Annotated in this window: 26 protein-coding genes; 18 read left to right on the forward strand and 8 right to left on the reverse strand. The window is 65.3% G+C overall.

Translation table 11 applies throughout. From position 1 onward, the window contains the following. Positions 1-144 precede the first annotated feature (144 nt). The 5 genes from ACVWWJ_RS21275 to ACVWWJ_RS21295 all read left to right on the forward strand — a co-directional run bounded on the left by ACVWWJ_RS21275 (position 145) and on the right by ACVWWJ_RS21295 (position 3888). The gene (locus tag ACVWWJ_RS21275; protein WP_456969383.1) at positions 145-954 is read left to right on the forward strand and encodes a c-type cytochrome; all 810 of its coding nucleotides are present in this window, start codon (positions 145-147) and stop codon (positions 952-954) included. Between the two features lie 74 nt (positions 955-1028). Then, positions 1029-1913, forward strand: coding sequence for a thiol:disulfide interchange protein DsbA/DsbL (locus tag ACVWWJ_RS21280; protein ID WP_456969384.1), 885 nt, complete (start codon positions 1029-1031; stop codon positions 1911-1913). A gap of 30 nt (positions 1914-1943) precedes the next feature. Then, positions 1944-2597 (forward strand): thiol:disulfide interchange protein DsbA/DsbL, encoded by a 654-nt coding sequence (locus ACVWWJ_RS21285; protein WP_159889413.1) that lies wholly within the window; start codon positions 1944-1946, stop codon positions 2595-2597. Positions 2598-2687: 90 nt separating this feature from the next. Then, positions 2688-3500 carry an endonuclease/exonuclease/phosphatase family protein gene (locus ACVWWJ_RS21290; RefSeq protein WP_159889415.1) on the forward strand — a complete coding sequence of 271 codons (813 nt, stop codon included), beginning with the start codon at positions 2688-2690 and terminating at the stop codon, positions 3498-3500. 7 nt (positions 3501-3507) lie between these two features. Further along, the gene (locus ACVWWJ_RS21295) at positions 3508-3888 is read left to right on the forward strand and encodes a hypothetical protein (protein ID WP_456969385.1); all 381 of its coding nucleotides are present in this window, start codon (positions 3508-3510) and stop codon (positions 3886-3888) included. Between the two features lie 5 nt (positions 3889-3893). On the opposite strand, the gene ACVWWJ_RS21300 is transcribed toward ACVWWJ_RS21295, so the two are convergent. Continuing rightward, the gene (locus tag ACVWWJ_RS21300; protein WP_456969386.1) at positions 3894-5540 is read right to left on the reverse strand and encodes a glycoside hydrolase family 17 protein; all 1647 of its coding nucleotides are present in this window, start codon (positions 5538-5540) and stop codon (positions 3894-3896) included. A 121-nt stretch (positions 5541-5661) separates the two neighbouring features. On the opposite strand from ACVWWJ_RS21300, the gene ACVWWJ_RS21305 reads away from it, so the two are divergent. The 3 genes from ACVWWJ_RS21305 to ACVWWJ_RS21315 are packed head-to-tail and all read left to right on the forward strand — an operon-like array spanning position 5662 to position 9964. Continuing rightward, complete coding sequence (locus ACVWWJ_RS21305; RefSeq protein WP_456969387.1) at positions 5662-7779, forward strand: transglycosylase SLT domain-containing protein; 2118 nt, start codon at positions 5662-5664, stop codon at positions 7777-7779. Beyond that, complete coding sequence (locus ACVWWJ_RS21310; RefSeq protein WP_456969388.1) at positions 7776-8717, forward strand: complex I NDUFA9 subunit family protein; 942 nt, start codon at positions 7776-7778, stop codon at positions 8715-8717. The genes ACVWWJ_RS21305 and ACVWWJ_RS21310 overlap by 4 nt, the downstream gene beginning before the upstream one ends. Before the next feature lie 8 nt (positions 8718-8725). After that, positions 8726-9964, forward strand: a complete 1239-nt coding sequence (locus tag ACVWWJ_RS21315; RefSeq protein ID WP_456969389.1) for a multifunctional CCA addition/repair protein — start codon at positions 8726-8728, stop codon at positions 9962-9964. Positions 9965-9996: 32 nt separating this feature from the next. Here the strand turns inward: ACVWWJ_RS21315 and ACVWWJ_RS21320 are convergent, their stop codons facing one another. Next, a complete protein-coding gene (locus ACVWWJ_RS21320; protein ID WP_159889566.1) occupies positions 9997-11190 on the reverse strand; it encodes an SAM-dependent methyltransferase in 1194 nt (397 codons plus the stop codon). Between the two features lie 58 nt (positions 11191-11248). Then, the gene (locus ACVWWJ_RS21325) at positions 11249-13369 is read right to left on the reverse strand and encodes a TonB-dependent receptor domain-containing protein (RefSeq protein WP_159889428.1); all 2121 of its coding nucleotides are present in this window, start codon (positions 13367-13369) and stop codon (positions 11249-11251) included. 237 nt (positions 13370-13606) lie between these two features. Here ACVWWJ_RS21325 and ACVWWJ_RS21330 point away from each other — a divergent pair, with 237 nt between their 5' ends. Next, on the forward strand, positions 13607-14551 hold the full coding sequence (locus ACVWWJ_RS21330; protein WP_456969390.1) for a hypothetical protein: 945 nt from the start codon (positions 13607-13609) through the stop codon (positions 14549-14551). Between the two features lie 51 nt (positions 14552-14602). Next, the gene (locus ACVWWJ_RS21335; RefSeq protein ID WP_456969391.1) at positions 14603-15340 is read left to right on the forward strand and encodes a pteridine reductase; all 738 of its coding nucleotides are present in this window, start codon (positions 14603-14605) and stop codon (positions 15338-15340) included. A 110-nt stretch (positions 15341-15450) separates the two neighbouring features. Here ACVWWJ_RS21335 and ACVWWJ_RS21340 read toward each other — a convergent pair whose 3' ends face one another. The 4 genes from ACVWWJ_RS21340 to tsaD form a co-directional block, all read right to left on the reverse strand. Continuing rightward, positions 15451-16305, reverse strand: coding sequence for a DUF6159 family protein (locus tag ACVWWJ_RS21340; RefSeq protein WP_456969392.1), 855 nt, complete (start codon positions 16303-16305; stop codon positions 15451-15453). A gap of 99 nt (positions 16306-16404) precedes the next feature. Next, positions 16405-16923 (reverse strand): 2-amino-4-hydroxy-6-hydroxymethyldihydropteridine diphosphokinase, encoded by a 519-nt coding sequence (gene folK / locus ACVWWJ_RS21345; RefSeq protein WP_456969393.1) that lies wholly within the window; start codon positions 16921-16923, stop codon positions 16405-16407. After that, positions 16920-17279, reverse strand: a complete 360-nt coding sequence (gene folB / locus ACVWWJ_RS21350) for a dihydroneopterin aldolase (RefSeq protein WP_456969752.1) — start codon at positions 17277-17279, stop codon at positions 16920-16922. Before folB ends, folK begins: the two co-directional genes overlap by 4 nt. Positions 17280-17369: 90 nt before the next feature. Beyond that, the gene (tsaD, locus tag ACVWWJ_RS21355) at positions 17370-18416 is read right to left on the reverse strand and encodes a tRNA (adenosine(37)-N6)-threonylcarbamoyltransferase complex transferase subunit TsaD (RefSeq protein ID WP_456969753.1); all 1047 of its coding nucleotides are present in this window, start codon (positions 18414-18416) and stop codon (positions 17370-17372) included. A gap of 60 nt (positions 18417-18476) precedes the next feature. Here tsaD and rpsU point away from each other — a divergent pair, with 60 nt between their 5' ends. The 5 genes from rpsU (at position 18477) to ACVWWJ_RS21380 (ending at position 22068) form a co-directional block, all read left to right on the forward strand. Further along, positions 18477-18692, forward strand: coding sequence for a 30S ribosomal protein S21 (rpsU, locus tag ACVWWJ_RS21360; RefSeq protein ID WP_029213735.1), 216 nt, complete (start codon positions 18477-18479; stop codon positions 18690-18692). A 138-nt stretch (positions 18693-18830) separates the two neighbouring features. Further along, entirely contained in the window at positions 18831-19274 is a 444-nt protein-coding gene (locus tag ACVWWJ_RS21365) for a GatB/YqeY domain-containing protein (RefSeq protein ID WP_456969394.1), read from the forward strand. A 119-nt stretch (positions 19275-19393) separates the two neighbouring features. Beyond that, positions 19394-19567: a DUF1328 domain-containing protein gene (locus ACVWWJ_RS21370; protein WP_107914692.1), complete on the forward strand. Its 174-nt coding sequence runs from the start codon at positions 19394-19396 to the stop codon at positions 19565-19567. 52 nt (positions 19568-19619) lie between these two features. Beyond that, on the forward strand, positions 19620-21362 hold the full coding sequence (gene dnaG, locus ACVWWJ_RS21375; RefSeq protein WP_159889446.1) for a DNA primase: 1743 nt from the start codon (positions 19620-19622) through the stop codon (positions 21360-21362). 91 nt (positions 21363-21453) lie between these two features. Beyond that, positions 21454-22068, forward strand: a complete 615-nt coding sequence (locus ACVWWJ_RS21380; RefSeq protein ID WP_159889448.1) for a DedA family protein — start codon at positions 21454-21456, stop codon at positions 22066-22068. Between the two features lie 64 nt (positions 22069-22132). Here the strand turns inward: ACVWWJ_RS21380 and ACVWWJ_RS21385 are convergent, their stop codons facing one another. Further along, positions 22133-23011 carry a LysR substrate-binding domain-containing protein gene (locus ACVWWJ_RS21385; RefSeq protein WP_159889450.1) on the reverse strand — a complete coding sequence of 293 codons (879 nt, stop codon included), beginning with the start codon at positions 23009-23011 and terminating at the stop codon, positions 22133-22135. A gap of 104 nt (positions 23012-23115) precedes the next feature. Here ACVWWJ_RS21385 and ACVWWJ_RS21390 point away from each other — a divergent pair, with 104 nt between their 5' ends. The 3 genes from ACVWWJ_RS21390 to araG are packed head-to-tail and all read left to right on the forward strand — an operon-like array spanning position 23116 to position 26665. Then, the gene (locus tag ACVWWJ_RS21390; protein ID WP_456969395.1) at positions 23116-24114 is read left to right on the forward strand and encodes a 2-dehydro-3-deoxygalactonokinase; all 999 of its coding nucleotides are present in this window, start codon (positions 23116-23118) and stop codon (positions 24112-24114) included. Between the two features lie 29 nt (positions 24115-24143). Further along, entirely contained in the window at positions 24144-25136 is a 993-nt protein-coding gene (locus ACVWWJ_RS21395; protein ID WP_456969396.1) for an arabinose ABC transporter substrate-binding protein, read from the forward strand. 2 nt (positions 25137-25138) lie between these two features. Continuing rightward, a complete protein-coding gene (gene araG / locus ACVWWJ_RS21400; protein ID WP_456969397.1) occupies positions 25139-26665 on the forward strand; it encodes an L-arabinose ABC transporter ATP-binding protein AraG in 1527 nt (508 codons plus the stop codon). Position 26666: the final 1 nt, after the last annotated feature.

Here is a 26666-nt window from a genome sequence, read left to right on the forward strand (position 1 = left end):
CAATGGTCGGGCAGTGTATGCGATACGGCGCACCCTCGCGCAGTGACGCGGTTTGACCGGGCTCTCCCGGGCCCCTCATAATCTTTTGGTTGCGGCGCGTGGGGAAGCGCGCCCGATCCAGAAGCATCCCCCTTGGAGAGACTTATGAAGTTTCGGCACGCCGCCGCTGCCATCACCGCGATGCTCGTCATGAACCTAGCCGCGGCCCAGACCGCAGCACCTGCCAAGCCGGCGTCTGCGCCGGCTCCGGCGACCACCGCAGCGAAGCCAGGGGCGAATCCAGCGGCCGATCCGGCCACGCCGGGCATGCCGACCAACGAAGCAGCCACCGTGGCGCCGGGCGCCCCAGGGGCCGACGCGACCGCCGCAGTGAAGCCTGGCGACGCCACGGCTGGCCAGGGCAAGGCCGCCGCCTGCGGTGCCTGCCACGGCATGGATGGCAACTCGACGGACCCCGCGAACCCACGCCTGGCCGGCCAGAGCGAGCAGTACATCGTCCGCCAGCTAACCGACTTCAAGGCGGGCAAACGTCAGAACCCGATCATGATGGGCATGGCGGCGCCGCTGACGCCGCAGGACATGCACGACATCGGCGCGTATTTCGCCAAGCAGAAGTCGTTGCCCGGCGTCGCCGACAAGGCTCTCGTCGATCAGGGCCAGACGCTTTACCGCGAAGGCGACACCGCACGCGGCATCCCGGCCTGCATGGCCTGCCATGGTCCCGACGGTCGCGGCAACCCGGGTGCCATGTACCCGCAGCTGACCAGCCAGCACGCCAAGTACATTGAGTCCACGCTCAAGTCCTGGCACGACGGCACGGCCTGGGGCGACGACGCCCACGCCAAGATCATGCCCTCGATCGCACAGAAACTGGACGAAAAAGACATCGCCGCGCTGGCCAGCTACATCGAAGGCCTGCACACGAACGACGCGGACACACCCGCGACGCGCTGATGGCGTTAAAGTTGGACGATCGAACGGGCCCTTCGGGCCCGTTCTCGTTCAGAAGGTTTGAAAAGGAATCCCCGATGCGACTGCGCCTTCCCCTGCTCTGTGCCGCCCTTTTCGGTCTGGCGGCCTGCGGCTCCGGTAACAACGACGCTGCAACCACCACGCCTCCCGCTGCCGCTACCGCGCCAGCCCCCGCCGCGACTGCTGCGACGACGACACCGACCCCGGCCTCTACCGCCGCACCGGCGCCGTCCGGCAGCACGGCTGTCGCGGTCACGCCGGCCGCCGCACCGGCCGCCGATGCCGACGACGCCACCCGCCCCGCGCCCAAGCCCTTCGTGGACGAAGGCAAGTGGGTCGAGGGCAAGAACTACTTCCGTATCGATCCGGCCCAGCCGACCAGCACGCCGGGCAAGATCGAAGTCACCGAGGTGTTCTCGTACGGTTGCCCGTTCTGCTACCAGTTCAACGGCCTCGTCGAACAGTTGGCGAAAGACCTTCCCCGTGGCGCGGTCATGACCTACACGCCCGCCGCGTTCCGGCCCGATGAGAACTGGCCGCTGCTGCAGCGCGCCTTCCTCACCGCACAGGCCCTCGGCATCGAGAAGCAGAGCCACGACGCCATGTTCGATGCCGTGAACAAGAGTGGCGAACTCGGTATCCTGGACAGCTCCAACAATCGCCGGAAGCCGGAATCCGCCTGGCCGACGATCGACGACGTCGCAAAGTTCTACGCGAAGTACGGCGTCAAGCCGGAAGACTTCGTCGCCACCGCCAAGTCCTTCACCATTACCACCAAGATGAAGCGCGCAGATGAACTCGTGCGCGCCTACGAGGTCGATGGGACGCCGGCGATCATCGTCAACGGCAAATACCGCTTGTCGCCCAGCAGCGCCGGTGGCTATCCGCAGGCCGTCGAGCTCACTCAGTGGCTCGTCAGCAAGGAAGCCGCGGGTAAGTAACCGCGTACTCGACCTCTTCCGGAGTTTTCAATGTTCAAGCGTCTCTCGTTCCTGTTCGTCGGCCTGACCCTGGCCACCGCCTGCTCGGCGGGCGGCGCCGATCCGGCTGCCGCCACGGCGCCGGCCTTCACCGACAGCCAGTACGCCACCATGGCGACCCCGGTGCGTCTGGATCCGAAGGACGGCAAGGTTGAAGTCGTCGAAGTGTTCTCGTACGGCTGCATCCATTGCGCGCACTACGAGCCCAAGGTGGAAGAACTGCAGAAGCAGCTGCCCAAGGGCGTGGTGTTCCATGCGATCCCGGCGGCCTTCAACGATGCGTGGCTGCCGTACGCACAGTCGTATTACGCCGCACAGAAACTGGGCGTGCTGCCGAAGACGCATGCGGCGCTGTTCAAGGCGATCCACGAAGAGCATTACCCGCTGCGCACGCTCGAAGAACTGGCCGACTGGTACAAGACCAATGCGGGTATCGACCCGGCGAAGTTCCTGGAAATCGCCAACAGCAAAGAAACCCATGACCGGATCATCGCCGACACCAAGCTGATCCAGGCCTGGGGTGTGGACGGCACGCCGTCGATCATCGTCAACGGCAAGTACCGTCCGGTCGACTTCAAAGACTTCGACGGCCTCAACGCCATGACCCTGTTCCTGGTCAACAAGGAACTCAAGGGCGGCAAGTAAGCCCCTGGGCCGCTGAGGATGCCCCCCGTTCACACGATGGAGGGCATCCTCAGTTGTCACGGCCCGACGTGGTAACCATCGCGAAACACCATGACCCGCTCCCCGCCGAATCCGTCCCCTGCTCCCGAACGCACCTTGCGCCTGCTGAGCTGCAACATCCTCGCCGGTGCCAGCGTCCAGCGTTACAGCGACTACGTCACGCGCAGCGTCAACGCCGTGCTGCCCGGGCGTTCAAAGCTGGCCAACCTCGATTCACTGGCCGAGCTGCTGCATGAGTTCGACGTCGTCGGCCTGCAGGAAGCCGATGCCGGCAGTCTCCGCTCCGGGTTTCTCAACCAGACGCGCTACATCGCCGAAGCCGCTGGCATGCCGTTCTGGAGCCACCAGCCGAACCGGCCGATGGCGCGCGTCGCCCATTCGGCCAATGGCCTGCTCAGCCGCATCGAGCCGACCGAAGTCATCGATTACCCGCTGCCGGGACGCATCAAGGGACGCGGCGCGCTGTTCGTAAGATTTGGCGAAGGCTCCGACGCTTTGGTGATGGTCGTCGCCCATCTTTCCCTGGGTGCGGCGGCACGCATGGGCCAGCTCGGCTTCATCGCCGAATTGCTCGCGCCGTATCCGCATGCGGTGCTCATGGGCGATCTGAACACCGAACCGACCAGCCCCGAGATGCGGCTGTTGTTCGACAAGACCGCGCTGCAGATGCCGACCACCAGCACGCTCACCTTTCCCAGCTGGAAACCACGGCGCGCGCTGGATCACATCCTGACCTCGGCGGAGATCAAACTCGAGCGCACGTGGACATTACCCCGTGCCTTCTCCGATCATCTGCCGCTTGCCGCCGAAATCCGCCTGCCCCTCTCACTGATCGAGGCAGCGGGCGCGTCCCGACCGAGGTAACCGTTCCATGAAACCCAGCCTGCGCGCCGCCCTGCCCTGGGCCGTCATCGTTCTGGTCGCCATCGGCGCGGCATGGCTTCGCTACGGGTTTATCGAGCCGTCCGACATGGCTCACGCCTGTGACGGCACGGACGGCCCGTGGTGGTGCGGCACGCGCACCCTCATTGTCCAGGGCTTCCTCAGCTACGGCTACGGCTATGCGGCCGTGCTGATGGCGCTCGTTGCGCTGTTCTGGCGGAACACGGTCGCTGCCGTGCTGGCCGCCAGCCTTGGCGTGATCGCCTTGCAGCTGTATTGCTATGAAGGCGGCGCGCTGGCCTTGCTGATCGGCGCGTTGCGACTGGTGCGCGTGCAGTACGACCGCCAGCAGGTTGCTGCAGCGACCTGACCGGCTCAGCTTTCCTCAGGTGCGCCGCGCGCGCGGTACCAGGCGGTCAGCACCGGTACGGCAAGTGCAAGATTCAGCAGCATCCAGCCCCAGGACACGGCGTTCGCACCCAGCTCCTGCACCACGACCGCGACGCCCAGGCCGGCGATCCAGATCGCCAGCAGACGCTCCTCGATCAGCGGCATGAGGACATCCTCACGCGTGCGCAGGGTGGCAAGCAGCAGGAAGCCGACGCAGGGCAACGCGAACAAGCCGATCGGGAAATCGCGGTAGCGGCCGTTGAAGACCATCAGGATGCCGTAGAGCGCCAGCACGAACATCCAGAAGAACCGTTGCGGGGTGAACGCGTCCGAGAAGACGATACCGAGGCGCCGACGCTCGACCGGGCGCGGGGCGATCGCCGCCGGGTTCACCGGTGAGGCGAGACGCGACGCGACGGCGCGCGACAGCGACAATGCAGTGAGCAACGCCAGGGCGCCGATGATCACGCCGGTCGCCCACTCGACGTCGTTGCGTGCAGTGAAGAGCAGAAGGCGGGCATGCGCGGCGAGTGCCGTGCCGGTGGCGAAACCGGCAAGCGCCAGCGCTGTCCAACCCGATATGCCATGCCAGCGACGACGAATCGCGCCAGCGATGAGGAACAACGCCGCGCCGAGTCCGCCGGCACCGATCGCCCAGGTCCAGCGAGGCTCTTCGACAATAGGGCCCTGCATGGCGAACTTGGGTTTGGCATCGACATCGAAGATGCCCCAGTAGCCACCCACGGTGCCTTCGAGATCGCGCTTCCACGGTTGGTCGAAAGCCTCGATGACGTTGTAGGGCATGTCGACGGTGGCGGCGTAGTTGAGGAACTCGCGCATGTAGCGCGCCTCGTTGACCAGACTCGCGCTCGCGGCGCGGCGCGTACGCCCCTGGCTCGGCCAGCCGGTTTCGCCGATCATGATCGACTTGCCGGGGAACTCGCGCTTCATGGCCTGGTACACATCGGCGACGTGATGCACGGCGTCTGCCGGCGCCACCGGCTCGTCTTCCCAGTAGGGAAGAATATGGATGGTGATGTAGTCCGTATCCTTCGCGAGCTCCGGGTGCTTCTTCCAGAACTCCCAGACGTCGGCATAGGTCACGGGTATGTCGGTGGCCGCATTCACCCGTGCGATGTACGCGCCGAGCGCCTTCGGCGACAACTCGCCCCGCAGCAGCACCTCGTTGCCGACGACGATGCCGCGCAAGGTGTCGTGGTCACGTTTGGCTGCAGCCAGTGCAAGCTTGATCTGCTGTTCGTTTGCCACGGGGTCGCGGCCGAGCCAGACGCCCATCAGCACCTTCATGCCGTAGCGGCCTGCGAGATCCGGCACCGCTTCCAGGCCCTGGTTCATCGCGTAGGTGCGCACGCAATCGAACCGCGTGGACAGCGCCTTGAGATCCTCCTCAACACGTTCGCGGGAAACGAACGCATGGGGATCCATGGGATTCTCGCCCTTCAGTCGGAAGGGGGCGTACGAAACGCAGGCGATCTTCGCGGTCGGCGAGTCGGGAAGTGGAATCGGGCGGCCTAGTGTCCACCAGTAGCCCGCACCGAAGAGAGCGGCGGCAACGAGGACGATCCATGCGAGGGGTCGCGCGAGGCGCGCGTAGGGGCTGAGAGGCGGCATCCCGCTAGCTTAGCGGGCGGCAGGCCTCAGGGCGATTCCGGGCCAACGGACTTCGTTCATCCGACCTGCGCACCACCTTCCCTTACAATCGGGCGATATGTCCCTGTAAAGGAAGACCCCGATGGCATCTGCCCCGGTAGCACGACGCGTCGACCGCTCCCTCCGCCTGATGGGCGGACTCGTCCTCGCTGTCTGTGGGCTCGCCATCAGCCTGGCCGCTTCGGCCAGTGGCACCGACGCCCAGCGTGCGCAGTTCCGGCAGGCCTATTCGGCAGCCCAGCAAGGCGGCGATGCGTGGCGCTCGCAGGCCACCGGCCTCGAAGGCTATGTCCTGTTCCCCTATCTGGAAGCGGCCTCCCTCGAACACGACCTGCGCACCCTCGACCGCGGCCCGGTGGATGCCTACCTGGCTCGTTATCCCGGACTGATTCCCGCCGCCGACCTGCGCAGGGATTACCTCGGCGAACTGGCGCGGCGGAAAGACTGGACCACATTCAGCGCTATGTACCAGCCCGGTCTCGGCGATGCGCTGACCTGCTTCGCCTTGCAGGCGAAACTGTCACGCGGCGAGCCGCTGGTTTTCGAGCGCGACCTCGCCGACCTCTGGAAGAAGGCCAGCCTGCCCAACGCCTGCGACCCGGTGCTTTCCGCCGCGCATGACCAGGGCCTGCTCACGCCCGATCGGGTGTGGACACGCATCCAGGTCGCCGCGGACGCCGGCAAGGGCGGCACCGTGGCGGCACTGGCGCCGTGGTTGCCCGCAGACGACGCGGTCGCCGCCCAGCGCATCGCACAGGCTCTCAACGATCCGGCTACCGCGCTGCGCGATGCGGCGAACTGGCCCGACACCCCGCGTCATCGCCAGGCCGTGACCCTCGCCTTGCAGCGCATGGCCCGCAAACAGTCGACCGTGGCCGATAGCGCGTGGAATTCGCTGTCCTCGCACTTCACGCTGAGCGAGCAGCAGCGCGGTGCGATCGAGAATGCGCTGGCGTTGTTCCATGCGACGGATTTCGACGAGTCGGCGCTGGACCGCCTTGCCGCCCTGCCACCGGGTGCACAGACGGACGCCACCCGCGAGTGGCGTGTGCGCGTGGCGCTGGCGCGACAGGACTGGACTGCGGCGCTCTCTGCACTGGATGCACTCGGCGAATCGCAAAAAGATGACGGCGAGTGGCGTTACTTCCGTGCGCTCGTGCTGGGCAAGCTCGGCCGGCAGGGCGAGGCGAAGGCCCTGTACCAGTCGGTGTCACAGGAAGCGACGTACTTTGGCTTCCTCGCCGCCGACCGCATCGACACCTCGTATGCCATCTGCCCCTCGACCATGGCGACCGACGAGCGGCGGGAAGCCGCCCTGCTCGCCGAGCCCGGTCTGGATCGCGCCTTCGAACTCTATGCCGTGGGCCTGCAGAAGCAGGGCCGACGCGAATGGACGGCCGCCCTTGCCGGCCGCGACGCCGACACGCAGCGGCTCGCCGCCGACCTCGCCTTCCGTAAGGGCTGGTACGACCGCGCCGTATTCGGACTGTCTTCGGGCGATGCCCTGCGTCTCTACGAACAGCGCTTCCCGCTGGCCCGCCAGGACGGCGTCGTGGAACAGGCGAGCCAGGCCGGCATCGAAGCGCCGTGGGCCTACGCAATCATCCGGGCCGAAAGCGCCTGGATGACGGACGCGCGCTCCGGCGCGGATGCGCGCGGCTTGATGCAGTTGCTGCCCGGCACCGCCTCCCTCGTCGCAAAACGTAACGGACTTTCCTGGGGCGGCGGCGACAGCCTGTACGACCCCGGCACGAATATCGTCCTCGGCACGCGCTATCTCGCGCAGATGGCGCAGCGTTACAACGGTGCACCGTGGCTCGCCAGCGCGGCCTACAACGCCGGCCCGAACAAGGTCGACCAGTGGCTCACGGCACGCGGCACGCTGGATCCGGACCTGTTCGTCGTCAGCATTCCCTATAAGGAAACACGCGAGTACGTCGCCCGCGTGATGGCCTTCGCCGTGATCTACGACTGGCGTCTCACCGGCAATGCCATGCCGATCAGCTCGCGCATGACGCGGATCGGCAGCACGTATTCCCTACCCCCTGCTGGTGCGGTGCGTAAGCCGGTCTCGTGCCCGGCACCCGCCGCCGCAGTGGCCCGTAGCTCGCACGACACCGCCCCTGCGGCACCGGCTGCCTTGCAGCCCGCGCCAGCCGCAGCCTCGTCGGCACCCGCCTCACCGGACGCCCAACCGTGAAAACCCAACGGATCGTCATTCTCGGCGGCACCGGCTTTGTCGGTGGCACGCTGATACCGCGGCTAGCCGCCGACGGGCATGAACTGATCCTGCTCTCGCGCAATCGCCAGGGGCGCCGGCATAGCGTCGTCGGTCGCAACGTCACGGTGACCAGTGCCGATGTCTACGACCCGGCGGCACTGCGTCGTCATATCGCCGGCGCAGACGCGGTCATCAACCTTGTCGGCATCCTCAACGAGAGTGGGCGCAACACGTTCGAGCGAGCGCACGTCGGCCTGACGCGCCTGCTGATCGACGCCTGCCGCGACACCGGCGTACATCGCTTCCACCAGATGAGTTCGCTGAAGGCTGGTCAGGGTCTGTCCTCCTACCTGCGCACGCGCGGCGAAGCGGAGGCACTGGTCAAGGCCTCCACGCTGGACTGGACCATCTACCAGCCGAGCACGATCTTCGGGCCGAACGACGGCCTGGTCTCGCGCTTCGACAAACTGCTGTCGTTCGCACCGGCCATGCCCCTGCCCCGTCCGAACGCGAAGATCGCCCCGGTCTTCGTCGGCGACGTGGCCGAGGCCATCGCCCGCGCGGTGGCTGACCCGGCGATTTCCGTGCTGCGCACGTTCGAACTCTACGGCCGGGAAACCTTGTCGCTGGTCGATGTCGTACGTGCCATTCGCGATGCGCGCAGCCGCCGGCGCTGGATCATTCCCATGCCCGACGCGCTGGGGCGCCTGCAGGCGCAGTTCGCCCAGTTCGTCCCCGGCAAGCCGTTCACGCCGGACAACTTTCGTACGCTGCGCACCGACTCGGTCGGCAAGATCGATGGACTGGCCCAGTTGGGCATCGTGCCGCAGTCGTTCTCCGCGTGGCTGCCGAGGCTGCTCGGTCAACCCGTCCGCCAGCGTCGTCTCGACGAAGCTCGCGCGCGACGTCGTCCCTGAAGCGACGCATGGACATCTATCTCGTCGGCGGCGCCGTTCGCGACCAGCTTCTTCATCGCCCTGTCGTGGATCGCGACTGGGTCGTTGTCGGCGCCACGCCCGAAGACATGCTTGCCGCTGGCTACAAGGCCGTCGGCAAGGATTTTCCCGTCTTCCTGCACGGTGAAACCAAGGAGGAATACGCGCTCGCCCGGACAGAACGCAAGACGGGACGCGGGTATCACGGCTTCGCCTTCCACGCGGATCCGAGCGTCACTGTCGAGCAGGATCTCGAGCGCCGCGACCTGACCATCAATGCAATCGCCCAACGCGATGACGGCAGTCTGGTCGATCCTTTTGGCGGTGTCGCCGACATTGCCTCGCGTACGCTGCGTCACGTCTCCGACGCGTTCCTCGAAGACCCGGTACGCCTGCTTCGCGTAGCGCGCTTCGCCGCGCGCTACGCCCCGCTGGGCTTTCGCGTGGCCGACGAAACCATGGCGCTGATGCGGCGCATGGTCGACGACGGTGAGATCGATCATCTCGTGCCGGAGCGCGTCTGGACGGAAACACGCAAGGCGCTGGCCGAGCCCGCCCCTGCCGTGTTCCTGCGTGTTCTCCGCCAGAGCGGTGCGCTGCGCGTGCTTTTTCCGGAAGTGGATGCACTCTACGGTGTGCCGCAACGTCCCGAGTTTCATCCTGAAGTGGACACGGGCATTCATATCGAGCTCGTGCTCGATGCTGCCGCGAGACTCGCTCCGGGAAACGCGCTGGTCGGCTGGTGTGCGCTCACCCACGACCTGGGTAAGGCGCTCACGCCGGCGGATGTCCTGCCGCGACACATCATGCACGAGCAGCGCGGCATCGAACCCGTGCGGGCGATCTCGGCGCGTTTGAAAGTACCGGTGGACTACGCATCCATGGCCGAGCTGGTCTGCAAGCACCATCTGAATGCACACATGGCGTTCGAGCTGAAGCCGACGACGATCCTTCGCCTGCTGGAAGCACTGGGTTCGCTACGCCGACCCGAGCGTCTGGAGACCTTCCTGCTCGCCTGCATGGCCGACAAGCAGGGACGCCTGGGGAGCGAGGACGCCGCGTATCCGCAAGCCGATTTCCTGCGCGCCTGCCGCGAGGCGGCGGCGGCGATCACCTCGCAGCCCTTCGTCGACCAGGGCCTGCACGGGCCAGCGATCGGCGAGGCGATGAAGAAAGCGCAGGCCGTGGCCATCGCGGGTATTCCAAAACCGAAGCCGGAGCCACTGTAGGAGCCGATTTATCGGCTCCCACATTTCTGCAATTACAACCGCGAGCCCTGGTCGGCGGCGAGGATCCCTTCGGGCAAGGCGGACGCCTCGATGCCCTTGGCGAACAACATGACCTGGAAACGTTCGCCCATCTGTTCGGGCATCGTCAGCTTTTTCACCTCCTGGGCCAGGCGGTAGCGCGCGGCTTCGTCGGTGAGCATGAGGTAGTCGTTCTCGAAGAACTCCTGCATGCCCGCTGCGATGAGGAAGGGCGCTTGCGGCATGTAGGCGGCGACACCGAAACCGGCGTTGTTACCCGCTTCGGCCAGGCCGGTGAAATCCACCGAGGCCGTGAGGTCCTGCAGGCCGGGCAGATAGAACGCATCGCCGTGCATGCGATGCCGGTAGAACGCACGCAACGTGCCGTCGGTACGCTCCGGCAGGTAGAACTCCTCGCGCACGTAGCCGTAGTCGGCAAACAACATCGCCCCCTTGCGCAGCGAGCCTGCGATGGCCTGCATCCAGTACGGCAACTGCGGAAGAATTTCGGTGCGGTAACCGTTCTCGAAGTCGCGACCGAGATCGCGCTCGACATGACGCACGGCACCGCTGACCAGCGCATCCGCCGGCCGGTCCGTGCGATGGAACCGCCCGTCGCCGTCGAGGACCACGTATTCCTCGTAGACCTCGCCGTCGCGCACCGTGAAGCGGGTGGTCGGCAGTGCGTCGATCACTTCATTGGCGAAGAGCACGCCGTCCCAGTCTTCCTCCGGCGGGCCGTCGAGCCATACCGCACGTGCGAAGAGTTCCGCCGGCAAGGCGGCATGCAGCCGCTCGCGCTGGCGCTCGCGCAGGTCGGCGCTGGGTTCGAGGATCATGAAGCGCCGTGGCAGGCGACCGGCAGCATCGAGGGCGAGCAAGGCGGCTTCCGCAAAGGCACCGCTGCCGCCGCCCAGTTCGAGGAAGTCGGCGTCAGGGCCCAGCGACGCAAGCACGGGCTCGAAGGCGCGGACCACGCAGCGGGCGAACAGCGTACCGATCTCCGGCGCGGTGACGAAGTCACCGTCTGCACCGAACTTGGCTTTGCCGGCGCTGTAGTAGCCGAGGCCCGGCGTATACAGGCAGCGCTCCATGAAGCGCGAAAAAGGCATCGGCCCCTGCGAGGCGATTTCCTCGCGCAGCAGGGCAGACAGATGGTCGGAGTGGGCGCGCTCGTCGGCGCCGGGTTCGGGAAGCTTGGCGTTCATGCCATCAGGATAACGGATGCCGCGCCCCGCTTCAGGGGGCGCGGCATCCGGGGGGCGATCAGAAGTCCTGCTGCAGCGAGAGGAACACGCCACGGCGCGGACCGAACTGGGGCGCGCCCACGCCGATACCGGAGCCGTCGCGGATCTCGTAGGTGCGATCCAGCGCGTTGACAAGAGCGAGCTGGGCGTGGGTCTTGCCCATGCTGGTCAGGTCGAAGTCGTGCGCCACGCTGAGATTGAGCTGGAAGTAGCCAGGCAGCGTGTCACCGTTCGGGACGGCGCCGTCCCGACGAAGACCCGAGCCGAACAGGTAGTCCGCACCCACGCGCGTGCCTTCGGAGAAGGCGTAGCTCACGCCGCCGGACGAGGTGTACTTCTGGTCGTGATCGAGGTGGATGTAGTTGTTGTAGATGTAAGCCAGATCTTCCGGGCTGAAGTTGTACTGGCCGGTGATGATCCGCTTGCCCACCGAGCGGTTGTAGGCAAAGTTGAAGTACGCCGTGAGCGCGCCATTGGTGTAGTTCACCGTGAGCTCGTCGCCCTTGATACGTCCCTGGTCGTAGTTGAACGTCGAGTACACCAGTGCCGTGCCGAACTGGCCTTCATCCTGAATACGCGAGACTTTGCGGTAGTAGCTGTCCAGGCCCACGGTCAGGTTGTCGCCGAATTTCTGCGAAATACCGACGTCGTAGTAGCTGGAGCGCTCGGCCAGCGGCGTGTCGCTGCCATTGTCCGGCGGCAGTGCGTTGGTCGTGCCAACGAATTTCGCGATCGAGGTCGGGCTGATCTGCTCGCTGGCCGGCGGGGTGAAGTAACGCGAGTAACCGGCGTGGATCGTCGTGCTGTCGGTCGGCTGGTACACCAGGCCGAGGCGCGGACTGAGCTGGCTCTCGGTGCGGAAGGCTTCGTAACGGTCGGCACGCACACCGTAGTTGACGGTCCACTTGTCGCCGATGCTCCACTCGTCCTGCAGGTAGGCCGCGTAGGTGCGAGCAAGAATCCGGCTCGAGTCGACGATGTTCAGCGGCGTGGTCGAGGTCTGGTTACCGTCGTCGTCCGCCGGGAAGACCATCGCATCGTTGCTTGCCGAGGCACGTTCGAACGAACCGTACAGACCGTAACGCAGCGTGTGGTTATCGCCCAGCGGCGTGGAGAAGTCGGCCTGCAGCGTCGAGGCACGGTTCGCGCGGCGTACATCGGAAGCGACGCCGTTGAACATGAGGTCGCCGATATCGTCCGGCGTGAAGTCGAGGCTGCTGTAGCGCTCGCCAGCCGAGACCTGGTACGCCGTCTCGCCCATCTTGCCTTGCAAACTGAGCACGCCGAAGCGCGTCTTCTCCTGCTGGCGCTCGTCGAGCTGGGCCGAATCGAAGTTGGTCACGTCGAGGTAGCCGAACTGGGGCGCCTGGCCCGGATTGTTCGGGACTTCGAAGCGGTTGTTGGTCACGCCAAACATGAAGCTGAGGCGCGTGTCGTTATTGATGAGGTAAGAGACATCGCCGAACGCCTTCACCTGGTTGGTGTGGTCGTGGATCGGCTTGCGGCTGGACGTCGGGTTTTCGATGCCGACATCGTTCTCGAGGTAGTTCGCCGTGAGGAACCAGCTCCAGTCGCCCGACTTGCCGAACAGCGTGGCATTCGGATTCACGGTGCCGAACTGACCGCCGGTGATGCCGACGGTGCCGCCCACGCCGTCTTTCGGCGTACGCGTGGTGATGTCGACGATGGCGGCGGTGCGCTCGCCGTACTGCGCGGGCAACGCGCCGGTGAGCAGCTTCACGTTGTCGATCATGCGGGCGTCGAGCGTCTGGCCGAAGCCACCGATGCTTTCGGGAATGAGCACGCCGTTGATGCGGTACTGCAGGTTGGCGTGGTCACCACGCACGTGGAGCTGGCCGTAAGAGTCCTGCACCACGCCCGGCGCCTGCAGGATCACCTGGTTGAGCGGGGTGGAGTCGCCCAGCGGCAGCGCCTGAATCGTCTGGCGATCCATGACGTACTGGCTGCTGCCGGTGTCCGGGGAAAGGCTGTTACGCGCTTCGTCGAGTCGCGCGGAGACATCCACCGCACCCAGGTTCGTCGCCTTCTGCGGGTCGGTGGGCTCAGTGGTGGTGTCGGCAAACGCAGGGGCGGCAGATAGGGCAAGGGCGATGCAGAGCGCGAGGCGTGCGGGGGTCATCGGGGGACTCTTCTTCGGGTAGCGATGTTATAACGTATCATAACGAATTCGCAGAACGGGGGAAATCGGTCGAAAGTCACTATCGGCCCGAGGGGTTTCATCGCCCTTTCGACTCGCCGCTTTCGCTTCATGGCGGACTCACGTGGCCCACGCGACGATGCTTATATCGCATGCGTGGAGAGACCGATGGCCAAAAAGGACGCTACTCCTTCTTCGACTTCGCGGGAGATCGTTGCCGTGACCGCCGACCGGGGCGAGAGCCCGGTGGCCAAGGCGATCCTCGAGTTTGTCAGCCGCATTCCCGAGAGCGACGTACCCCGGATCAAGGGCGACGCCGCGGAAGAGTGCCGCCGCCTGGCCGCCTCCGCCGCACAGAAAGCCGCCATCACGGCCGGCACGCTCGCCCTGCCTCCAGGGCCTTTGGGCTGGCTGACCGTCCTGCCGGAGCTGGTCGCTATCTGGCGTATCCAGGGCCAGCTGGTGAGCGATATCGCCGCCGCTTACGGCAAGACCCCGAAGCTCGGCCGCGAGCAGATGCTCTGGTGCCTCTTCCGCCACACCGCCGCGCAGGCCTTCCGCGACGTGGCGATCCGCGTGGGCGACCGCCTCGTCTTCCGCACCACAGCCACCAGCGTGCTCCAGCGCCTTGCTGGCCGCATCGGCGTAAGCGTGTCCAAGCGCGCCGTCGGCAAGGGCATTTCCCGCTGGCTCCCGGTCGTGGGTGCCCTCGGGGTCGGCGCGTACGCCTACTACGACACCGGTCAGGTGGCGAAAACCGCGATCGACCTGTTCAGCGGTGAGATCCACATCGACGACGCCCCCGACGGCACCGAGCCCGGCAAGAAAGCTGTTGTGGGAGCCAGCTCCGCCAAGGCCACTGTAGAAGCGGGCTCCGCCAAGGCCACTGTGGGAGCCGGCTCCGGCAAGGCCACTGTGGGAGCCGGCTCCGCCGGCGATAAGGCCGCCACGAAATCGGCCGCCCGCAAGACTTCACCAGCATCGACACGAAAACGCGCAACGACCAAAAAGACCGTCGCCCGCAAGTCCGCGTCGACCAAGGCCGTGAAGTCAGCCAAGCCCGCCACAAAGAAAACGGCAGCGAAAGCCGCGAAGAAAACCACCGCGCGCCGCGCTCCCGCTAAAAAAGCCACGGCCAGCCGCAAACCCAAAGCCGCAACGTGACGCCCGCCCCCAAATCCGGCAAGCTCCCCGCAGATTGAAATGGGAGTCGCGATGAACATGCAGCCGGTCATTCTCGTTACCGGAGGCGCGCGCCGCGTCGGCGCCGCCATCGTGCGACGGCTGCACGCCGCAGGCTGCGACGTCGCCATCCACTACCGCAGCTCGGCCGACGAAGCCGACTCTCTGGCCCAAGAGCTCAACGCGGTGCGCGCGGACAGCGCTGCTACTTTCGCTGGCGCACTGGAAGACGACGCAACGCCGGACGCACTCGTTACCGCTGTCCTGGCACGCTTTGGTCGATTTAACGGGCTCGTCAACAATGCCTCCGCGTTCTATCCCACGCCGATCGGCGAAACCACGGCAGCGCACTGGGACGATCTCTTCGCCGCGAACGCGCGTGCTCCGTTCTTTCTGTCACAAGCAGCGGCGCCGGCCCTACGCGAAGCGCGTGGTGCGATCGTCAATATCGTCGACATCTATGCCGAGCGACCGCTTGCCGGACACGTTGTCTATTCGATGGCGAAGGCCGCGCTTGTGATGCTGACGCAGGCGTTAGCCAAGGACCTCGCGCCGGACGTGCGGGTAAATGCCGTGGCACCGGGTGCGATTCTCTGGCCAGCTTCGGGGAAGCCCGAAGAAGCTGTGGAGGCGTTGATCGCGAAGACACCACTTGCGCGTAAGGGCGAGCCGGCTGATGTTGCTGAAGCGGTGCGCTGGTTGATGATGGATGCGCACTACACCACCGGGCAGGTGATTCGGGTGGATGGTGGTAGGGCGTTGAATATTTGAGGGGGCCGGGCTTGCCGCGCCGTTGGCGCGGATCGCCGATGAATCGGCTCCTACAGAAAGCAGAAAACGGGGCCTTGATGGGCCCCGTTCCATTTACAGACCCGCCGTTTTTAGTTTTTTGGGCGGAACGCCGATTCGAGCAGGGCGCGATCGAAGCCCTGGCCCGGGTCGCCTTCTTCGGCGAAGCGATAGAGCGCTGCCGAATAGACACCGTGCATCGCCGTCTGGAACAGGCTGAGGGCAACGAGGGCGATCACGGCGGCGGCGCCGACGACGAACATCAGGGCGATCGAGTGCGTGGCGACGGCACCGATGAAGAGCATCGCGCTGACCAGGATCAGGCCGAACGTCAGCAGGCCGCCGGCAACGCCGATGCCCGCGTTACCGATCAGGTTCTCGCCCCAGGTGTTACGCAGCAGCGATGTGCTCCGCTTTACAGCTTCGATGGGGCCGACGTCCTGTGCGGCGAGCACCGGCACGACGAGGAACGTGGCGACGGTCCAGCCGAACCCGAGCATGCCGACGACGATGCGACCGATGAAGCCGAAGCGTTCCTGCAGCGCGCGCAGGATCATGCCGACCGTGGCTGAGATAAGCGCATAGCCGATGATGTTCGGAAGCTTGCCCATGGCGAGGCGAACGCCGTCGCGGACCGTCGGATTGCCGCCGTCGAGACGAATCATGGCCGCAGATGCGAGGGCGGTGTTGAAGAAGATCACCACCGTGTACTGCACGAAGTAGAACAGGAAGCTCACCAGCATGAACATCGGCGAGGCATGGCCACGCTCGCCCTCGAAGCCGGCGCGATGATGCGCGACCAGGGTGAAGACAGGCCACGCGAACGTGGCGATTACGGCCAGCGACGCCAAGCCCGCGAACAGCGGGAACAGCATCAGCTCTTTGTCCTGCCGGAGGATATTGGCGCTCGCCTTCATCAGCGCCCAACTGCGTTGGAACTTACCCATTTCCCTTTCCCTATGGCCCCTTTGGTGGAACGCGTTGTAGCACCTTGGAGCGGCGGTCGCCAGAGCCGTGCCCGTCGGCGTCTTCCGTAACGGCTGGCGTTAGCGGTTGGTTTCGACGGCTTGGGTTACCGCTTCGTCCACGGTCAACGGCTCGCTTTCCTTCGGAAACATCGTCCATAGCTCAGCCATGGTCCGCCCATCGACGGGATGGCGAAGGGACGGCGCGATGTCCGCCATCGGCTTGAGGACAAAGGCATGGCGCAGCTCGCCGCGCGGAAGCTCCAGGTTGCCCTTTCCACTCAGGACCAGATCGTCGTAAAGCACGATGTCCACGTCCAGCGTACGCGAGCCATAGCGTGCGCCGCCGCGGATGCGACCGTGCCGGTCCTCGAGTGCGTGCAGCCAGTCGTTCAACGCGTCAGGCGCGAGGTCGCTGTCGATCGCCACTGCCAGGTTGAGGAAGTCGGGGCCGTCGAAACCGACGGCGGCACTGCGATACACCGGAGAGATATCGAGCGCGCCGAAGCGGGCACGCAGCTCGCTCACTGCGGCGGCAAGCCAGCGCTCCGCATCGATGTTCGAGCCGAGACTCAGGTAGGCACGACCGGTATGCGTCATTCCGGTCGGATGCCACGTTCGATGCGTACGCCGACCGCCTTGGCGCCGCGCACCGCACCCGGCTTGGACAGCTTCAGGCGTACCCATGCCACGCCAAACTCATCGCGCACGATCTCGGCGCATCGCTCCGCCAGCGTTTCGACGAGGCCGAAGCTGGATGCTTCGACGAACGACTGCAGGCGCTTGGAGATGGACTTGTAGTTGAGCGTGTCGGCGATGTCGTCGCTCGCAGCAGGCCGACGATTGTCGAACGCCATTTCCAGATCGAAGGACAGGGTCTGCCGGATCCGGCGTTCCCAGTCGTAGATGCCGATGACCGCGTCGATACGCAGGTCTTCGATGAAGACGATATCCATGGAGGGGGCGTGGCGCACAAGGAGGGCCTTACAGGGTCCGCGACCGACCTGGATTACGCAAGTACAGCAGCGCAACCCAGGTCGCAAACGTCAGGCGGCGGGCAGGCTTTCCAGACTCCAGCGCGGATGCACTTCGATCGTGGCGTCCTGGTGCTGTCCCGAGGCCAGACGAATCGCGCCGGCGAGGGCGATCATCGCGCCGTTGTCCGTGCAGAAGGCCAGACGCGGGAAATAGACGCGGAAGCCGTCCTTCACCCCGGCCTCGGCCAGTTGCTCGCGAAGGCGTTTGTTGGCCCCCACGCCACCGGCGATCACCAGCCGCTTAGCGCCGGAGGCCTCGAGCGCGCGCCGGCACTTGATCGCCAGCGTATCGACAATGGCTTCCTCGAAGGCCCTGGCCACATCGGCGCGGGTCTGGTCGCTCTGGTCACTCGCCTTCCAGGCCAGCAGCACCTGGGTCTTCAGGCCGGAGAAGCTGAAGTCCAGGCCGGGCCGGTCGACCATGGGCCGTGAGAAGCGGAATCTGCCGGGAGTGCCCTGTTCGGCCAGCTTGGCCAGCGCCGGGCCGCCCGGATAAGGCAGACCCATCATCTTGGCCGTCTTGTCGAAGGCCTCGCCTGCGGCGTCATCCAGGGTGTCGCCGAGGATCTTGTACTCCCCGATCGCCTTGACCTCGACCAGCATGGAGTGGCCGCCGGAGACCAGCAGGGCCACGAACGGGGTTTCCGGCGGGTCGTCCTCCAGCAGCGGCGCCAGCAGATGACCTTCCATATGGTGGACGCCGATGGCCGGCACGCCGAGGGCCCAGGCCATGGCGCGGGCCGCCGAAGCGCCCACGAGCAGGGCTCCGACGAGGCCGGGGCCCGCCGTGTAGGCCACGCCTCCCAGGTCGGCCGGGGTAAGTCCCGCCTCCTTGAGAGCCTCACGCACCAGCGGCACCAGCTTGCGGACATGGTCGCGACTGGCCAGTTCCGGCACCACACCCCCGTATTGGGCATGCAGGGCGATCTGGCTGAAAAGCGCGTGCGAAAGCAGGCCACGGCCCGGCTTTTCGGGGTCCCAACGCAACAGGGCCACCCCCGTTTCGTCACAGGATGTTTCCACGCCCAAAACAGGCTTTGAATTTCTCGAATCAATCACGTTATAATCCACGGCTCGCCCGGGTACTCCGGGTCAGTTTAATCAAGTGGAGTTTCCATGCCGAGCGTTAAAGTCCGCGAGAACGAGCCTTTCGAGCTTGCCCTCCGTCGCTTCAAGCGTACGTGCGAGAAGGCTGGCGTGCTGGCCGAAACGCGTAAGCGCGAATTTTATGAAAAGCCGACCCAGGAGCGTAAGCGCAAGCGCGCCGCTGCTGTGAAGCGTCACCTGCGCCGTCTGTCCCGCGACACGACGCGCCGGACCCGCATGTACTGATGCCCATCCCGGTCCTTCGCGACCGGGTATGGTACCTCGGCAGGCGCCCTGCGCGCTGCCCGGTGTATTCAGAGCGGAAATCCCGAGCCGGCTTTGCCGAAAGGTAAAGCCGGCTTTTCGTCGTCCCGGAGAAAGTGCATGAGCCTCAAGGCAAAGATCACCGAAGACATGAAGGCCGCCATGAAGGGCGGAGAGAAGGACCGCCTGGCCGTGATCCGCCTGATCCAGGCGCAGATCCAGCAGCGCGAAGTCGACGAGCGGATCGAGCTGGACGACGCTCAGGTCCTGGCTGCCCTCGAAAAAATGCAGAAGCAGCGTCGCGACTCCATCGAACAGTTCGACAAGGCAGGCCGTACCGACCTGTCCACGATCGAGCGCTATGAGATGGGCGTGATCGGCGCCTACCTGCCGGCCAAGCTGGACGACGCCGAGCTGGACGCCCTCATCGCCGCCGCCATTGCCGAAACGGGTGCCACCTCGGCACGCGACATGGGCAAGGTGGTCGCCCTGATCAAGGAAAAGGCCGCCGGCCGGGCCGACATGGCTGCGGTGGCAGGCAAGATCAAAGCCAAACTGGCCTGATACACAGCTTCTGTGGGAGCCGCTCCACATAGCCAGGCTTTCACAATCGCGCCACGCGCTTGTCATCATTCTCCGTCCGCGGCTGGCGGACGTTCCTCCGGCGCTCACGGGGGCCCCCTATGCTTAAGTACGCCATTATTTTCGGTCTCATCGCGCTGGTTACCGGCGCGCTGGGCTTCAGCCGTGTGTCCGGCATTGCCGCGACGATCGCCAAGGTTTGTTTCGCCATCTTCCTGATCCTGTTCGTGATCGCGATCCTGGCCGTCATCGGTGTCTTCCACCTGGCGTTCTAAACGGTGATTCGGACTCCATTCGGACGCGGATGCATGGCATCCTAGGCGACTGATGCGTGGCCGAATTCCCGACAATTTCATCGACGAACTGCTGACCCGCGTCGACATCGTCGACGTGATCGAGCGTCGCGTCCCGCTGAAAAAGGCGGGACGCGAGTGGACTGCCTGCTGCCCGTTCCACAACGAGCGCTCACCGTCGTTCTATGTGAGCCCGCAGAAGCAGTTCTTCCACTGCTTCGGCTGCGGCGCGCACGGCAGCGCGATCAAGTTCCTCATGGATTACGACCGCCTCGAATTTCCCGATGCGATCGAAGAACTCGCCCAGTCAGCGGGCCTGAAAGTCCCCTACGAAGGCAACCGCGACGACAAGCCGCGCGAAGACCGCAGCGACCTCTACACCCTGCTCGACGAAGCCGCGAGCTTCTATCAGCGCGAGCTGGGAAACAGCCCCGAGGCGACCTCCTACGTGGACCGGCGCGGCCTGGACGAGGACATCGTCAAGCGCTTCCGCATCGGCTGGGCGCCGGCGGGTTTTGACGGTGTCATGAAGGCCCTCGGCACGAACGACCGCCGACGCCAGTTGCTCAACGAAGCCGGCATGGTGGCCAGCAACGAGCGCGGCAACAAATACGACCGGTTCCGCGAGCGAGTGATGTTTCCCATCCTGGACCGTCGCGGCCGCGTGATCGCCTTTGGCGGGCGCGTGTTGTCGTCGGAACAGAGCCCGAAGTACCTCAACTCGCCGGAAACCCCACTGTTTCACAAGGGCAAGGAGTTGTTCGCGCTGTGGCAGGTGAAGCAGGCGAACCAGACCGTGACCCGGATCATGGTGGTCGAGGGTTACATGGACGTCATCGCCCTGCATCAGGCGGGGTTACCCATCGCCGTCGCCACACTGGGCACGGCGACGACACCCGAACACGCCGAAGTACTGTTCCGTACCGCGCCCGACGTCTACTTCTGCTTCGACGGCGATCGCGCGGGCAAGGCCGCGGCCTGGCGCGCGCTCGAGTCCGTGCTACCGCGCATGCGCGACGGGCGCCAGGCGCACTTCCTGTTCCTGCCCGACGGCGAAGACCCGGACACCCTCGTGCGCAAGGAGGGCAAGGACGGCTTCGAGAAGCGCATGAAGGAATCGATGCCCATGTCCGAGTACTTCTTCGAGGAGCTCGCACGGGATGTCGACGTCAGCCGCCTGGACGGGCGAGCCCGCCTCGCCGAACGCGCTCGCCCCCTCATTGCCAAGCTGCCCGACGGTGCGTTCCGCGATCTCATGGGTCAGGAGCTGGAACGCCGCACGGGCGCCAAGGCCGTACTCGAGCCCGAACCGGCGCCGAATCGAGCCAACCAGGCGCGCCCGGCTAACGTCCAGCGCAGTCTCGTACGCAGTGCGATCACCCTGCTCCTCGCGCAGCCGGCCCTGGCCGACGAGGTGGAGCCGCCCTATGCCTTCCTTCGCCTGGACCGCCCCGGCGTGAACCTGCTGGCCGAGTTGATGGACGTCGCTCGTTCACGTCCGGGGATCAATCCGGCGGTTCTGGTTGAGTATTTTCTTGACCGACCCGAGTACGCGTCCCTGCAAAAGCTCATGCAGGCTGAAGTCGTCGGCGATGCCGGCATGCAGCGCGTGGAGTTCCTGGGATCGCTGGACCAGATGCAGCGCCAGGCCATGACACAACGCCGCGAGTACCTGATCGGGCGCAGCCGCGAGGGTGTACTGGACGACACCGAAAAGGCCGAGCTGCGCGTGCTGCTGGCGGCCCGCTCCGCCCCTGCCCCTGTGGACGGGGAATGATGCACCGCACCGCGAGATTAACGCGATCCATGGGATCATCCGGGCTTCGTTCCATGAAGGGACCGGCCAGGGCCGGACTTGCGCGTCGCTGATGGATTTATTGAATCACCTCGTCGATCTCTTCGGGCAAAACGGCTACGCGGCCGTTTTCCTGGCCCTGATGCTCTGCGGAGCAGGTGCGCCCCTGCCGGAAGACATCACCCTGGTCGCTGGTGGCATCATCACCGGCCTCGGCTATGGCGACGTCCATACGATGGTCGGCGTGGGCATGGCGGGCGTACTGGTCGGCGATTCCACGATGTTCCTGCTCGGCCGCCACTTCGGCGCGCGTATCCTGCGCTGGCGCGTCGTCGCCCGGCTGCTCACGCCCGAGCGCTACGCCAGGGTGCAGGAGAAGTTCGAGCGCTACGGCAATCGCATGATGTTCGTCGCCCGCTTCCTGCCGGGCATGCGCACCGCGGTATTCATCACCGCCGGCGCCACCCACCGCGTGGGCTTCTTCCGTTTCCTGCTACTGGATGGACTCGCCGCGGCGATCAGCGTGCCGCTGTGGGTGTACCTGGGCTATTTCGGCGCGCATAACCACGAATGGCTGGCCATGTGGATCCACCGTGGGCAGGCAGGTATCTGGCTGGCGATTGCCGGTGCACTGATTGCGCTGGCCGCGCTTTGGTGGCGCAGGAAGAAGGCGCCTCGCGACTGCTGAGCGTGCGGTTGGCGAGGCCGTACGGCACGCCAGCCTTCTCCCGTAGAAGCCGATTCATCGGCTCCTACAACGAGCCTTGGCCTACTTCGGCGAAGAGCCACTCACGGAAGACCATGGTTTCCTCGCGGGACACCGCATCGCGGGAGATGGCCAGGTAATACGTGTGACGCAGCGGCACGTCCACCCGGAAGGGCTCAGCGAGACGGCCTGCCGCGAGGTCGTAGGCAACGAGCAGGTCCTGCGCCAGCGCCACGCCCTGCCCTTCGATCGCGGCCTGCAGCATCATCGTGCCGTCGCCGAAACCCATGTCCCGCGAGACGACGGCATTCTCGATCCCCGCGCGCTCGAACCACTGCTCCCAGCTGACCGCGGACGCGGCACGCCGTCCCGGACGCTCGTGGAGCAATAAGTGTTCGCCGAGATCCGCGGGCCCATGGATGCGCTCGGCCAGCGAGGGCGCACAGACCGGGGTGTAGCCGCTCGTCGCGAGGATCGACTGGTCGCCGCCCTCGCTCAGGCGATCGTCGATGGCCAGGTCCCAACCCGCGTCATCGCCACCGTCGGTGACCACCTCGACCGCGATATCCGGGTGCCTGGAAAAGAAGCGGAAAAGTCGCGGCACCAGCCATTTCGTACCGAAAGTCGGGGGCACCGATACCCTCAGCGACGCGTTGCGCTCGCCCATCACTTGGTCGGTGGCATGCTGCAGTGCACGAAAAACATCGCGAACGCGCGGGAAATAGTTCTCTCCCGCCGGCGTCAGCGAGAGCTTATTGTTGCTACGCACAAAAAGCGCAGCGCCCAGGTAAGACTCCAGCAATTTGACTTGCGCACTGACCGCAGCCGCCGTCAACGAGAGCTCCTCACCGGCCTTGGTGAAGCTCAGATGTTGCGCTGCAAGTTCGAAAACTCGCACGGCGTTGAGGGGGAGCGAGCGCTTCATTGCGGACTCATTCAAAAAAACTTGGGGAAGCCCCGGAGAAATTCTAGTTTGCCTGTCTCGACAGGTGCCGCCAATCATCCGTGGCGCTTTCGAACGGACACGCGATGAACATCCTCACCATCGACACTGGTACCACGAACACCCGCGTTACCGTCTGGAGCGACGGCGAGGTGGTCGCGCAGGCCGCGCGGCAGGTCGGTGTGCGGGATACCGCGATCACCGGCAACACGAAAAAACTCGAGGATGGTCTTCGCGAAACCATCAACGAAGCGCTCGCCTCGGCACAGCTCGAGCGCGGCGATATCGGCCTTGCCGTGGCCTCCGGCATGATCACCTCGAATGTCGGCCTCTGCGAAATACCGCACGTGCCTGCACCGGCCGGCATCGACGACATGGCGAAGTCCATGCGCGAACACCTCGTCGAGAATGTGTGGCATGCACCGATCTGGTTCGTTCCCGGCGTGCGCAACGCGGTGGACCATATCGGCCTGCATAACTGCGAGGCGATGGACATGATGCGCGGCGAGGAAGTCGAATCCTTTGCGCTGGTCGAGCGCCTGGACCTCAACGAGCCGACCGTCGTCGTGCTGCCGGGCTCGCATTCGAAGTTCGTGAGCATCAGCAAGGACCGCCGTATCGACGGCTGCGTGACCACGCTGGCGGGTGAACTGCTGCATGTCATCTCGCACGACACGATCCTGGCCGGCTCGCTGAAGGAAGGCTTCGCCAAGCGCATCGATCCCGAGATGCTGCTGGCGGGCGCCGCCTCGGCGAACAAGATCGGGCTGGGCCGCGCCTGCTTCAGCGTGCGCATCCTCGACCAGTTCGCCGTCTACGACGCCAACGCACGGGCGAACTTCCTGCTCGGTGCCGTGCTCGGCTCCGACCTGCTTACGCTCAAGAATTCCAGCGCGATCCGGATGAGTCCGGGTACACGCTTCGTTGTCAGCGGCAAGCCGATCCTGCGCGAGGCGATCGCGCGGCTGGTCGAAGGCGACGATTTCTTCTCCGGCACCGTCACGGTGCTGGGCGATGACGAACAGCGCGACCTCGCAGGATACGGCGCCATCGCCGTGGCCCGTCGTCGCGGCCTGGTCGACTGAAAACAACGAGTCATTCGAGGAGGGAACGCATGAAGACGAAGATTGCCCTGGGCCTAAGCGCCCTGGCCGTGGCACTGGCCATGGTCTCCGCACCGACCTTCGCGGCCGACGAGCCGGTCAAGATCGGTTTCGTGGTCAAACAGGCCGAGGAACCCTGGTTCCAGGACGAATGGAAGTACGCCGAGCAGGCTGCCAAGGAAAAGGGCTTCACCCTGGTCAAGATCGCCGCGCCGGACGGTGGCACGGTGCTCACCGCCATCGACAACCTGAAGTCCCAGCACGCGCAGGGTTTCATCATCTGCACACCGGACGTGAAGCTTGGTCCCTCGATCGTGGCCAAGGCCAAGATCGACAACCTCAAGCTGATGACCGTCGACGACCGTCTGATTGACGGCTCGGGCAAGCCGATCGAGTCGGTGCCGCACATGGGTATCTCCGCGAGCAAGATCGGTGAGCAGGTCGGCCAGGCGATCGCCGACGAAATGAAGAAGCGTGGCTGGAAGCCGGAAGAGACCGGCGCGCTGCGCATCTCCTACGACCAGCTGCCCACCGCCAAGGATCGTACGGACGGCGCCGTCGCTGCGCTCACCGCGGCAGGCTTTCCCAAGGCCAACGTGATCAACGCGCCGGAAGCGAAGACCGATACCGAGAACGCCTTCAACGCGGCGAACATCGCGATCACACAGAACCCGAAGTTCAAGCACTGGGTTGCCTTCGGCCTCAACGATGAAGCCGTGCTCGGCGCCGTGCGCGCCGCGGAAGCCCGCAAATTCCTCGCGGACAACATGATCGGCGTGGGTATCGGCGGCAGCAAGTCGGCGCTCAACGAGTTCGCCAAGGCCCAGCCGACCGGCTTCTTCGGCAGCATGCTGATCAGCCCGAAGCGTCACGGCTACGAGACCTCGCTGAACATGTATGCCTGGATCAAGGACGGCAAGGCACCGCCGCCGCTCACCCTGACCACCGGCATGCTCACTACCCGCGCCAATGTCGCCGAAGTACGTAAGGAAATGGGTCTTTGACGATGACCGACGCACCACGCCTGGAATTCCGGCATATCGGGAAGACCTTTCCGGGCGTGCGTGCGCTCGGTGATGTCAGCTTCGCCGTGCGCGCCGGTAGCGTGCACGGCCTGCTCGGTGAAAACGGAGCAGGCAAGTCCACGATGATGAAAATCCTGGGCGGGGAATACATCCCCGACGAGGGCGAGGTGGCGATCGACGGCCAGGCGCAGCACTTCCGCAAGGCAGCCGATGCCATCGCCTCCGGCGTGGCGGTCATCCACCAGGAGCTCCAGTACGTGCCGGAGCTTTCGGTGATGGAGAACCTGCTCATCGGCCGCTTGCCCACGCGTTTCGGCCTGGTCGATCGCCGCAAGGCGCTTGCCTGGACCCGCGAGCGCCTGGATGCGCTCGGCGTGGATCTCGATCCACGTGCAAAACTCAAGCATCTCTCGATCGGCCAGCGGCAGATGGTCGAGATCGTCAAGGCGATCCTTCGCGACGCGAAGATCCTCGCCCTCGACGAACCGACCAGTTCCCTGTCCCATCGCGAGACCGAAGTCCTCTTCCGCCTCGTGCGCGACCTGCGTGCGCAGGGCAAGGCGATGATCTACATCTCGCACCGCCTGGACGAGATCTTCGAGCTGTGCGACGCAGCAACGATTTTTCGCGACGGCCGTAAGGTGGCCGATTTCGACACGCTCGAAGGCGTCACTCGCGACCAGCTCGTGCAACGCATGGTCGGCCGCGAAATCAGCGATATCTTCGGTTACCGTCCGCGTGAACACGGCAAGGTGCGCCTCGCGGTGCAAGGCGTGACGGGACGTGCCGTACCGGCACCGGTGAGTTTCGAGGTGAAGGCCGGCGAGATCGTCGGATTCTTCGGCCTCGTCGGCGCGGGACGCAGCGAAGTCATGCGCGTGATCTACGGTGCCGACCGCCGCACGGCGGGCGCCGTGCACGTGGACGGCGAGCCGATCAAGGCCTCGCACATCCGCGACTCGATTCAGCATGGCCTGGTGTTCTGCCCGGAAGACCGTAAGGAAGACGGCATTATCGGTGTGCGTTCCGTGTCGGAGAACATCAACATCAGCGCACGGCGCAACCACCTCGTCGCCGGCCTGTTCGTCAACGACCGTAACGAGTCGAAAGTCGCCGATACCTATATCGATCGCCTGCGCATTCGCACGCCCAATCGCCGACAGGAGATCCGCCTGCTCTCGGGCGGCAACCAGCAGAAGGCGGTTCTGTCGCGCTGGCTGGCGGAGAAAGACCTGCGCGTGCTGATTGTCGACGAGCCCACCCGCGGCATCGACGTTGGCGCAAAGAACGAGATTTACAACGTCCTCTACGAACTCGCCGACCGTGGCGTGGCCGTCGTGATGATTTCCAGTGAACTGCCCGAAGTACTCGGCGTGTCCGACCGCGTCGTCACGATGTGCCGTGGGCGGATCACCGCGCAGTTCCACCGTAACGAGGCGAACGAGGCGGACGTGCTCGCCGCCGCGCTTCCCGAAGGCGCCAGCGCCACCCCGATAAGGAATACCTGAG

This window comes from Luteibacter sp. HA06, assembly GCF_054061215.1.

What these genes read in the sequence shown, in the direction of transcription:
- ACVWWJ_RS21275 (WP_456969383.1), top strand. Translation starts at nt 145, where the DNA reads ATGAAGTTTCGGCACGCCGCCGCTGCCATCACCGCGATGCTCGTCATG.
- ACVWWJ_RS21280 (WP_456969384.1), top strand. Translation starts at nt 1,029, where the DNA reads ATGCGACTGCGCCTTCCCCTGCTCTGTGCCGCCCTTTTCGGTCTGGCG.
- ACVWWJ_RS21285 (WP_159889413.1), top strand. Translation starts at nt 1,944, where the DNA reads ATGTTCAAGCGTCTCTCGTTCCTGTTCGTCGGCCTGACCCTGGCCACC.
- ACVWWJ_RS21290 (WP_159889415.1), top strand. Translation starts at nt 2,688, where the DNA reads ATGACCCGCTCCCCGCCGAATCCGTCCCCTGCTCCCGAACGCACCTTG.
- ACVWWJ_RS21295 (WP_456969385.1), top strand. Translation starts at nt 3,508, where the DNA reads ATGAAACCCAGCCTGCGCGCCGCCCTGCCCTGGGCCGTCATCGTTCTG.
- ACVWWJ_RS21300 (WP_456969386.1), bottom strand. Translation starts at nt 5,540, where the DNA reads ATGCCGCCTCTCAGCCCCTACGCGCGCCTCGCGCGACCCCTCGCATGG.
- ACVWWJ_RS21305 (WP_456969387.1), top strand. Translation starts at nt 5,662, where the DNA reads ATGGCATCTGCCCCGGTAGCACGACGCGTCGACCGCTCCCTCCGCCTG.
- ACVWWJ_RS21315 (WP_456969389.1), top strand. Translation starts at nt 8,726, where the DNA reads ATGGACATCTATCTCGTCGGCGGCGCCGTTCGCGACCAGCTTCTTCAT.
- ACVWWJ_RS21320 (WP_159889566.1), bottom strand. Translation starts at nt 11,190, where the DNA reads ATGAACGCCAAGCTTCCCGAACCCGGCGCCGACGAGCGCGCCCACTCC.
- ACVWWJ_RS21325 (WP_159889428.1), bottom strand. Translation starts at nt 13,369, where the DNA reads ATGACCCCCGCACGCCTCGCGCTCTGCATCGCCCTTGCCCTATCTGCC.
- ACVWWJ_RS21335 (WP_456969391.1), top strand. Translation starts at nt 14,603, where the DNA reads ATGAACATGCAGCCGGTCATTCTCGTTACCGGAGGCGCGCGCCGCGTC.
- ACVWWJ_RS21340 (WP_456969392.1), bottom strand. Translation starts at nt 16,305, where the DNA reads ATGGGTAAGTTCCAACGCAGTTGGGCGCTGATGAAGGCGAGCGCCAAT.
- folK (WP_456969393.1), bottom strand. Translation starts at nt 16,923, where the DNA reads ATGACGCATACCGGTCGTGCCTACCTGAGTCTCGGCTCGAACATCGAT.
- folB (WP_456969752.1), bottom strand. Translation starts at nt 17,279, where the DNA reads ATGGATATCGTCTTCATCGAAGACCTGCGTATCGACGCGGTCATCGGC.
- rpsU (WP_029213735.1), top strand. Translation starts at nt 18,477, where the DNA reads ATGCCGAGCGTTAAAGTCCGCGAGAACGAGCCTTTCGAGCTTGCCCTC.
- ACVWWJ_RS21365 (WP_456969394.1), top strand. Translation starts at nt 18,831, where the DNA reads ATGAGCCTCAAGGCAAAGATCACCGAAGACATGAAGGCCGCCATGAAG.
- ACVWWJ_RS21370 (WP_107914692.1), top strand. Translation starts at nt 19,394, where the DNA reads ATGCTTAAGTACGCCATTATTTTCGGTCTCATCGCGCTGGTTACCGGC.
- dnaG (WP_159889446.1), top strand. Translation starts at nt 19,620, where the DNA reads ATGCGTGGCCGAATTCCCGACAATTTCATCGACGAACTGCTGACCCGC.
- ACVWWJ_RS21380 (WP_159889448.1), top strand. Translation starts at nt 21,454, where the DNA reads ATGGATTTATTGAATCACCTCGTCGATCTCTTCGGGCAAAACGGCTAC.
- ACVWWJ_RS21385 (WP_159889450.1), bottom strand. Translation starts at nt 23,011, where the DNA reads ATGAAGCGCTCGCTCCCCCTCAACGCCGTGCGAGTTTTCGAACTTGCA.
- ACVWWJ_RS21390 (WP_456969395.1), top strand. Translation starts at nt 23,116, where the DNA reads ATGAACATCCTCACCATCGACACTGGTACCACGAACACCCGCGTTACC.
- ACVWWJ_RS21395 (WP_456969396.1), top strand. Translation starts at nt 24,144, where the DNA reads ATGAAGACGAAGATTGCCCTGGGCCTAAGCGCCCTGGCCGTGGCACTG.
- araG (WP_456969397.1), top strand. Translation starts at nt 25,139, where the DNA reads ATGACCGACGCACCACGCCTGGAATTCCGGCATATCGGGAAGACCTTT.